Here is a 9,132-nt window from a genome sequence, read left to right as displayed (position 1 = left end):
CCGAGATGGCCGAACTCAAGCCGCAAAAGCGCTACGCCCTGGCGGTGATCTTCATCCGGGCGCAGCATGCCCAGTCTCTGGATGATGCAGCCGACCTGTTTATCCGCCTCATGCAAAACCTGGAAAACAACGCCAGGCAGAAATTGCTATCTTTCCAGCAGGAGCGGGTCCAGAAAACCGACATGCTGGTCGGGCAGCTCAAGGACATCCTGGGCGCCTACCAGCTGGAGGGGACGGACACCCAGCGCGTGGATGCCATCGGCACCACCCTGGTGGCCGACGTGGACGAGCTGCTGAACGAATGCGAACAGCACCTGGCCTATGCCGGCCGCAACCACCTGCCTTTCCTGCTGCAGCCTTACAAGATGGTCCGGGCTCAGCTGCTCAACTGCATCGGCATTGCCTCGCCCAAGGCCAGCAGCGAGGACCAGGTGGTAGAACGGTTGATTGAGGCTCTTTACAAGCTGCGCGACAATCGCGCGGACATCGTGCCGCTGGACATGCTGGACCTGAGTGAAGACAAGGATTTCCGCTGGATGTCAGGCCAATGGAAGAGGTTGGTGCTGGTCAAGCCCTTGGGCAAAGGCCGGGCAGAGGCTGTCCATCGACGGTATTTTGAGCTGGCGGTCATGCATGCGGTTAAGGACGACCTGAAGTCGGGCGATCTCTTCATCAAGTACGGGGAGCGTTATGACGACTACCGCGAGCAGCTGGTCGATGACGAAACCTTTGAAAAAGAGGTGGGCGACTATGGCCAGGTCACCGGCATCGAGACAGATCCCGGCACCTTTGTGTCAATGCTCAAATCAGCCATGGCCCAGCGGGCCCGGGACATCGACGCCAATTTCCCGGAAAACGCCCATGCGGAAATTGTTGATGGCCGCCTGATCCTGCGGAAACCGCCGCGCTCAGAAATCGTCGAGGCGGCCGCGCGGATCGACGCCCTGATCACAGAGCGGATGAAGGCGGCCAGCATCGTGGATGTCATGATCGACACCGAGCGCTGGCTGGACCTGCACAAACTGTTCCGGCCGCTGGCCGGGACCGACAGCCGCCTGGAGGACCTGCGCATGCGCGTCATCACGACGCTGTTTTGCTACGGCTGCAACCTGGGGCCGGTGCAGACCGCCAAATCGATCAAAGGGCTGAGCCGCCGGCAGATCTCCTGGCTCAATTTGAAATACGTCAGCGAAGACCTTCTGGACATGGCCATTGTCAAGGTGATCAACGCGTACAACAAGTTTGAATTGCCGGGCTATTGGGGCACGGGCAAGCACGCGTCGGCCGACGGCACCAAGTGGAACCTGTATGAGCAAAACCTGCTGTCGGAACACCATATCCGCTACGGCGGGTATGGCGGGATCGGCTACTACCACGTGTCCGACAAGTTCATCGCGCTGTTCAGCCATTTCATTTCCTGCGGCACCTATGAGGGCATCCACATCCTGGACGGGCTAATGACGAACGAATCGGACATCCGGCCGGACACGATTCACGGCGACACGCAGGCCCAGAGTTACCCGGTCTTCGCGCTGGCGCACCTCCTGGGCATCCAGCTCATGCCGCGCATCCGGGGTATCCAGGACCTCAAATTCCATCGCCCGGAGCCGGGCAATGCTTACCGGAACATCAATGCGCTGTTCAGCGACGTGATCGACTGGCGGCTGATTGAACTGCATTTGCCAGCGATGCTGCGGGTGGCGGTTTCCATCAAGACCGGCAAAATTACGCCGTCGGCCATCCTGCGCCGGCTCGGCACCTACAGCCGCAAGAACAAGCTGTATTTCGCGTTTGTGGAGCTCGGCAAGGTGATCCGGACCATGTTCCTGCTGAGCTACATCGGCGATGTCGGGCTGCGCAAGGTGATCCATGCCGAAACCAACAAGAGTGAGCAGTTCAACGGCTTTGCCCAGTGGTCATTTTTTGGGGGAGAAGGGATCATTGCGGAGAACATCCGGCATGAACAGCGCAAGGTGATCAAGTACAACCATTTGGTGGCCAACATGATCATTCTGCACAACGTGGTGGGCATGACGCGGGTTCTGCAGGAGCTTCGCGACGAGGGTACCGAGATCACGCTGGAGATCCTGGCGGGCTTGGCGCCGTTTCGCACTGCCCACATCAACCGGTTTGGGGACTACACGCTGGATTTCCGGCGCAAGATCGGCCCTTTGAATTTCGACGCCACCATCATCCCAATGGAGTCATAGGGTAGTTGGGAAAATGCCCCCTGAGTCCACGCAACAACTCTTCTAATATCGGGCCTATGCCCAATGACACTCCCCCCAATTTAGCTGCGACAAGGTTCGACTCCGATCTGGAGGATCTCGCCGCGGCGTTCGTCGACAAGTTCGACCTGAAGTTCAACAAGGAGAAGCCGAACCTCAGCTCACCTTTGCTGCGCTGGCTCGACTTCCGTCATCGCTACGTTGATCCGTTTCCGAGGCCCGTCGTGCTTTCGGACAAGTTCCCGATTGCAAACCTGCCTGATGACGCAAAGAAGGGCCTGCAGCAGCTAGTCGAGCGGTTTGAGCAAGGCGTCAATGTCAACCCCTATCAAGGACGTGGGCTGATACTGAACCATGACACCAGCGGCGAAACCAGGCATGCAAGAACGGATCTCTTGTACGCGGATTGGGGCATCCTGCACTTTCACTTGACAACAAAGCCCATCCGTCAGGGACGGTTCTTCTCCGCATCAGCTGACTATCTGGCGTTTTGCCTTGTCGGCGGAAATGGCGTTGCATTCATTGACGTCCTTCGCCATCCTGACAAACTTGGCTTCGCCAACGTGGATCTCTTCGACACGATGGCGAGAAACTGGCCGGAGTTCATCGACCAGTTCAAGATCAGAGGTCAGTTTCTGTCGTCAGCAGAGCCATTGACCACCACACAGGTCAGCAACCTCAGAGAGGGCGGAGTGGGGAGCTTTTACAGCTTCAATGGGGCAGCCTATGGGGCGCCTGGAGGGGGGGGTGACGTCGGCGTCAACGCCGCTACGCCTGACGCTGGCATGCGATCAAATATCCGATTTGGTCCGCACGTTGGCAACCGTAGTGGACGACCCTGCAGGCCAGTTTCGCACGCATTCTGCGGTTGCCGCTGTCGCAAATCCGGAGTTTAGGTTGGGTGTTGGCAGCGGTGGTCTTTGTGTTGTTGAAACCGTTTCGAAGACGGATTTCCTGTTGCCCAAGGCAGTGCCGAACACCGAGCTTTCGTGGATGCAGATCCTCAACGATGGGTTTGCGCCGGCGTGGGCGGCAGAGACACTTTGCGCGCCAGCAGATCTGCAAGGGGACACCTGAACGCGTTCACAGCTAAATCCAATGGAATCATAGGGTTAAGGTCGTTTCTGCGGGTTTTTACATGAATCCCTGCCGACCCTCGACATGCGAATGCGCAAACTTGCGCCCAAGACTCGATCAGCCTACATCCGGGCGGTTCGCAAGTTCGCCAAGTTCCTTGGCAAATCCCCTGACACCGCCACCGATGAAGACCTGCGCCGCTTCCAATTGCATCTGATCGACCAAGGCACTTCCCCCATCACACTCAATGCCACCATTGTGGGTTTGAACTTTCTCTTTGAAGTGACCCTGGGCCGCCCTGAGGCCATGGCCAAGATGCAATCGGTACGCGTGCCGCACAAGCTACCGGTGATTCTGAGCAAGGACGAAGTGACCCGCTTGATCGCCTGCGTCGGCCACATCAAGCACCAGACGGCGCTGTCATTGGCGTACGGAACGGGATTGCGGGTGGGTGAAGTCGTTGCACTCAAGGTTGGCGACATTGACAGCAAACGCATGACGCTGCGCGTAGAACAAGGCAAAGGCCACAAAGACCGTTACGCCATGCTCTCACCGGTTTTGCTGGAACGCCTGCGCGTGTGGTGGCGCGTCGCACGCGCGCAGGGCAAGATTCTGGAGGGTGGTTGGTTGTTTCCGGGCCTTGATCCCTTGCAATCACTCAGCACCCGCCAACTCAACCGGGCCATCCACGACGCGGCCACCATGGCCAAGATCGACAAGCGGGTGTCCATGCACACCTTGCGCCACAGTTTCGCCACCCACCTGCTGGAACAGAAGGTGGACATTCGTGTGATCCAGGTTTTACTGGGGCACCAGCGACTGGACACCACGGCGCACTACGTCCAGGTCGCCACCGACGTCCTGCGCGAAGTGATCAGTCCGCTGGAAACCTTGCAGCCTTCATAGGTCCGATACATGGGGCCAAGTGCCCTGGAGGTTGCGGACATCTTCCGCGCCCATGGGCCAGCCTGGCGGCAGACCCACGCCTCGCACCTGAGTATGGGTCAGCTCAAGGTCATGACAGCCATCGAGCAGTGCCGCACCGCGGCGCTGGGGGGACACGTTTTGCATTGCCCAGGCTGCGAGCACGATCAGGTGTCCTACAACTCCTGCCGCAACCGCCATTGCCCCAAGTGCCAGACTGCTGCGGCCAAGCGCTGGTTGGAGGCCCGGCAAGCCGACCTCTTGCCGGTGGACTACTACCACGTGGTCTTCACACTCCCGGCCCCCATCAGTGACATTGCTTATTACAACAAGCCCGTGGTCTACGGCTTGTTGTTTGAGATTGCCGCTGAAACACTGGCCACCATCGCCGCAGACCCCAAGCACCTGGGTGCACAGGTCGGGGTGACGCTGGTGTTGCATACCTGGGGATCGGCACTGACGCACCATCCCCATGTGCATGGCATTGTTCCGGGCGGTGGACTCGCGAGCGATGGCAAGCGCTGGGTATCTTGCAAGCCGGGTTTCTTCCTGTCGGTGCGGGTACTGTCGCGCCTGTTTCGGCGGCGGTTTCTGGAGGCACTGCAAGAGGCCTACCGTGGGGGCAAGCTGCAGTTCTTTGGTGAACACTCCGGGCTGGCCGACCCCAAGGCTTTTGCCAAGTGGCTGGCGCCACTGGGCCAATGTGAATGGGTGGTGTATGCCAAACGCCCGTTTGCGGGGCCGCAGGCTGTATTGGCTTATCTGTCGCGTTACACGCACCGGGTGGCCATTGCCAACTCCCGGCTGCTGGCAATGGATGAGCGCGGGATTACTTTTAAATGGAAAGACTACCGCGACAAGAGCAACCCGGATAAGCCACGGCACAAGACCATGACGCTCGCGGCCGATGAGTTCATGCGTAGATTCCTGCTGCATGTATTGCCTGTTGGGTTTCACCGCATCCGCCACTTTGGTTTGATTGCCAACAACGGGCGTAAAGAGAAGCTCGCCGTAGCCCGGGAGCTGCTCAACGTGGCAACGCTTGTCAGTGTTGAAGTCACTGCTGTTGACACTACAGCGGACCTGGTGCGGGCCGCCTTTGTTTGTGCCCACTGCGGTGCGACGATGCTCATTACCCAGACCATTCTGCGGGGGCATGCCATCCGCGCTCCACCGCCACTGCAGGAGCGACGATGACGCAAGGCTCAGCGATTCTTTGGCCATATTGCCAGCCGACTTTGCATTGGGCGCAGTTGGCAGGGGTGGGGCTTGTCAGACGGCACAAAAATGATCGCCATGAGCTGATGTCACACTGCAGTTTCAGGCCCATCCACAGCAAAGTGCATCGGTCTGCGCCTGATCATCGTGCGATTGCCCGTATCTGTGCCGCTTCAAACAGCGATGTATCGCGTCCAATCGCCATAGGCTTGTAGCTGCCTCGCGCAGTGCGGGCTCTGGCCGCGGTTTCTTCCCTCGAGGCTTGTACGACGCCCACCCTTTGCGGTGATCGGGTGGTCATTGGCATGCCACCGCGGGCGGGCATCCTACAAACCTAAACGGATGCTGACGATTTCGTCGTGCAGCACAAGCAGCAACTCGCCAGTTTGGCTCGCCATGTCGACGCCCGTTTCCCGGACAACGAGCATGTGGCGATGACCGAGTCTGGCTTGCTGCTGCGGCGCAGCGAGCGGGCGCCGCCGCCGGAAGGGCTGCCGGAGGTCGACCAGGCCATCTCCGATTCGATGGCGACGGCCAGCATTCTGGATGTGCTGACCGAAACCGAGCGATGGCTGGATCTGCACAAGCTGTTCGGCCCCTTGTCGGGCTTTGAGAGCAAGGTCGACGATCCCCGCAAACGCTTCCTGACAACGCTGTTCTGCTACGGTTGCAACCTGGGGCCGACCCAGACCGCGCTGTCGGTCAAGGGCCTGTCACGCAAGCAGGTGGCGTGGCTCAACCTGCACCATGTCACAGAAGAGCGTCTGGACAAGGCAATCTTCAAGGTGGTCAACGCCTATAACCGGTTCTCCCTGCCGCAATTCTGGGGCACTGGCAAGAGCGCTTCGGCGGATGGCACGAAATGGAACGTCTACGAGCAAAACCTGCTGTCCGAATACCACCTGCGCTATGGCGGCTACGGCGGCATCGGGTACTACCACGTGTCGGACATGTACATCGCGCTGTTCAGCCACTTCATTCCCTGCGGCGTCTACGAGGCCGTATACATCCTTGATGGGCTAGTCAAGAATGAATCCGACATTCAGCCTGACACCTTACATGGCGATACGCAGGCGCAGAGCGCTCCAGTCTTCGGGCTGTCGCACCTGCTGGGGATCAAGCTGATGCCGCGCATACGCAACGTCAAGGACTTGGTGTTCTTCAAGGCGGAACCAGGGGCACAGTACAAGCACATCCAGAGTCTGTTTCGTGGAACGATCGATTGGGATTTGATCAAGCTGCACTACCGCGACATGCTGCGGGTGGCAATTTCTATCAAGCTCGGCCGGATCACGCCGTCGATGATCCTTAGGCGGCTGGGGACTTTCAGCCACAAGAACAAGCTTTACTTCGCGTTCCGCGAGCTCGGGCGGGTGATCCGCACCCTGTTCCTGCTCGACTACATCAGCGACGTGGAACTGCGCCGGTCGATCCACGCCGCGACCAACAAGAGCGAGGAATTCAACAATTTCGTGAAATGGCTGTTCTTTGGCGGAGAGGGGGTTATCGCCGAGAACCTGCGCCACGAGCAGCGCAAGGTTATCAAGTACAGCCAACTCGTGGCCAATATGGTGATTCTGCACAACGTGCAGTGGATGTCGCGCAAGCTCAAGGAGCTGCAGAGCCAGGGATACCCGGTGGGCGAGCCGGTGCTGAAGGCCTTGTCGCCATACCGGACCAGCCACATCAACCGGTTCGGGGACTACACGCTGGACCTCGGACGGGCCATTGAGCCCATCGATTACAAAATAAAATTTTCCTGAAATATCAATGGGTTAGTCTCGATTCTGCGAAATTTGAAGGAATCACGGCCGACCCTCAACCAGGCGCTGGGCAGAATTTCTGCAACGGTACGGAGATTTTGAAATCGACACGCCGCTTTCTGATGCCATGTCGGCATTTGTAAACAAGCACGGAACCGGACAGCAAAAGCAGTATTTGCGCTCCCAGTCGCACGCTGAGTGCTCAGACCTGTAGTGAACCAAATATGCGGCTGCGAGCTTGAATGCCTGACATCCAGTCGACCAGACTAAAACGCATTACTGCGAAACTTTCACATAGCCATACGTCTACCCGACCGTGCAAAGCCTGCACTCATATGCAGTAATAGCCAAGAAGATAGCTACAAAATAGAAGATGTGTCGTTAGTAGCCAACTTTATGGCTACTGCTTAGCTAAGAATAACTCGTAACACGAGCCCCCGTCTTGCAAACCTCCGTACTAGGGTTTACACGCACCCCAAACCGAGACAAATAGCACCGAAACCGAAATTACCCAGGAAAGTGCTCTTGATCCAAGCCCCTACTCAAACGCCTCATTCTTGTCCACGCACCGGATATCTCATGGGCGTCCGACGCATCAAGCGATGAACGACATTCCTGAAACGACTGCGCGAACAGGTTCCTCCCGATTGCGATGGCGTAACCCGGCATGCTCATCGGTTATTTGTCTTTAAATATTCAACCGCAATGACTCCGCATTTTTAAGCCCCGCGCGTTTAACAGTTTCATCCGGTCCAACAGTATCAAGCCACTGGCGTAACACTGAATTTCGAATCACAGCGGCACCCTTGGCGACATAGGGTTCTTGCCCTGTGATTCCAGGAGTTACGACAGTTACTGTGTTGTGCAGCGTTCGTCGCAATGCTTTCAGCGTTTGGCTAACCGTGTAGTAGACCGTAACGGCTTGCATCTCGGGCAACTCTGAATCAGCCGCGCGTGCACGGCGCGCCAAAAACAAAGGCATTTGATCTGGATGTGTCGGTCTCACGGCGACTTCAGTCGTCAACGAACTCTGACGTAGGCCACGCTCACTCAACAACATTTTTCGCTTGACCACCCATTCATTTATGAGAGAAACGATCGTTTCAGAGATGGGTAACGAACGTCCCAGACTATCGTCAGTGTCAACGACTGTGATCTCCATGCCGGTGGCCAATTCAGCCGCGGCGCCACTTTTCGCAGTCTCAACAAGCGAGAGTCCTCTGGGTCGAAAATCGACCCCGCGCAAAGCAATCAACTCTGCCGTAGTGATTCCCGTATCAGCAAGCAAAGCCACAATAGCGCGGTCTCGAACATGCCACCAATCCGCTTCTGTTTTAACAACCAAACTGGATCGAAGCGTGGCAGGGTCGCGCAACAGATCCAACAACGGAGGCTCCAGCACCTGGGACTGGCGATCTCGCTGGGAAATAGTTGGTCGATTGGCTTGTGGCACCTCCAAAACCGGGCTGTATGGCAGAACACCGTTCTGAACGGCAGTCGCATAGACCCCGCGAAGCAGCCGCCAGTAACGCTGGCGTGTATAGGATGACATACGCTCAGAGTTGAGTGCCTGACGGCGCCCTCCCCTCCCCGGTGCTGGGCCATTCAAAAACTCCTGGATCTGCGGTCCAATGACCGTATCCCAATTCTGCTCACGTAGTAGCAGCCACCCTTTCCAGGCCTGCCACAAAGCGCGGTATTTATCTGCCGAATTCTGGGAGATCTCTGACATCGCCATCAAGCTCTCCGTCCATGCTTCAAATGGATCTGGTTTTCCGGCGAAGGGAGAGACAACTGTTACGGTACTACTCATCTTCGGCTTTCAAAATAATTTCAAACATAAAATGTTAAATCTACACCAATGGTTTTGATTAATACATACAACATCGCCTACCCTTCGAGCCTTACCATACTTCAAAAAC

General features: G+C 57.3%; 5 protein-coding genes and 1 pseudogene. 5 read left to right on the top strand and 1 reads right to left on the bottom strand.

Going from position 1 to position 9,132, the window contains the following annotated elements:
* The 5 genes and pseudogenes from IV109_RS00430 to IV109_RS00410 form a co-directional block, all read left to right on the top strand.
* Positions 1-2,210, top strand: a 2,210-nt coding sequence (locus IV109_RS00430) for a Tn3 family transposase (protein ID WP_296690800.1), incomplete at its 5' end; no start/stop codon positions are given.
* 56 nt (positions 2,211-2,266) lie between these two features.
* The gene (locus IV109_RS00425; RefSeq protein WP_296690797.1) at positions 2,267-3,124 is read left to right on the top strand and encodes a hypothetical protein; all 858 of its coding nucleotides are present in this window, start codon (positions 2,267-2,269) and stop codon (positions 3,122-3,124) included.
* 271 nt (positions 3,125-3,395) lie between these two features.
* Complete coding sequence (locus IV109_RS00420; protein ID WP_296690793.1) at positions 3,396-4,211, top strand: tyrosine-type recombinase/integrase; 816 nt, start codon at positions 3,396-3,398, stop codon at positions 4,209-4,211.
* A 9-nt stretch (positions 4,212-4,220) separates the two neighbouring features.
* A complete protein-coding gene (locus IV109_RS00415) occupies positions 4,221-5,426 on the top strand; it encodes an IS91 family transposase (RefSeq protein ID WP_296690788.1) in 1,206 nt (401 codons plus the stop codon).
* A 359-nt stretch (positions 5,427-5,785) separates the two neighbouring features.
* Positions 5,786-7,210, top strand: a pseudogene (locus tag IV109_RS00410) (transposase); the annotation flags it as partial.
* Positions 7,211-7,898: 688 nt separating this feature from the next.
* Here the strand turns inward: IV109_RS00410 and IV109_RS00405 are convergent.
* On the bottom strand, positions 7,899-9,023 hold the full coding sequence (locus tag IV109_RS00405) for a hypothetical protein (protein WP_296690786.1): 1,125 nt from the start codon (positions 9,021-9,023) through the stop codon (positions 7,899-7,901).
* Positions 9,024-9,132 lie beyond the last annotated feature (109 nt).

The sequence above is a fragment of the Rhodoferax sp. genome, assembly GCF_018780565.1.
Taxonomy (GTDB): domain Bacteria; phylum Pseudomonadota; class Gammaproteobacteria; order Burkholderiales; family Burkholderiaceae_C; genus Rhodoferax.
Note: the sequence above shows the minus strand (reverse complement) of the source record. Positions and strands in the feature narration are given on the sequence as shown.

Excerpts from the sequence above, each read along its gene's own strand:
- IV109_RS00425 (WP_296690797.1), top strand. The coding sequence starts at position 2,267 with ATGCCCAATGACACTCCCCCCAATTTAGCTGCGACAAGGTTCGACTCC.
- IV109_RS00420 (WP_296690793.1), top strand. The coding sequence starts at position 3,396 with ATGCGCAAACTTGCGCCCAAGACTCGATCAGCCTACATCCGGGCGGTT.
- IV109_RS00415 (WP_296690788.1), top strand. The coding sequence starts at position 4,221 with ATGGGGCCAAGTGCCCTGGAGGTTGCGGACATCTTCCGCGCCCATGGG.
- IV109_RS00405 (WP_296690786.1), bottom strand. The coding sequence starts at position 9,023 with ATGAGTAGTACCGTAACAGTTGTCTCTCCCTTCGCCGGAAAACCAGAT.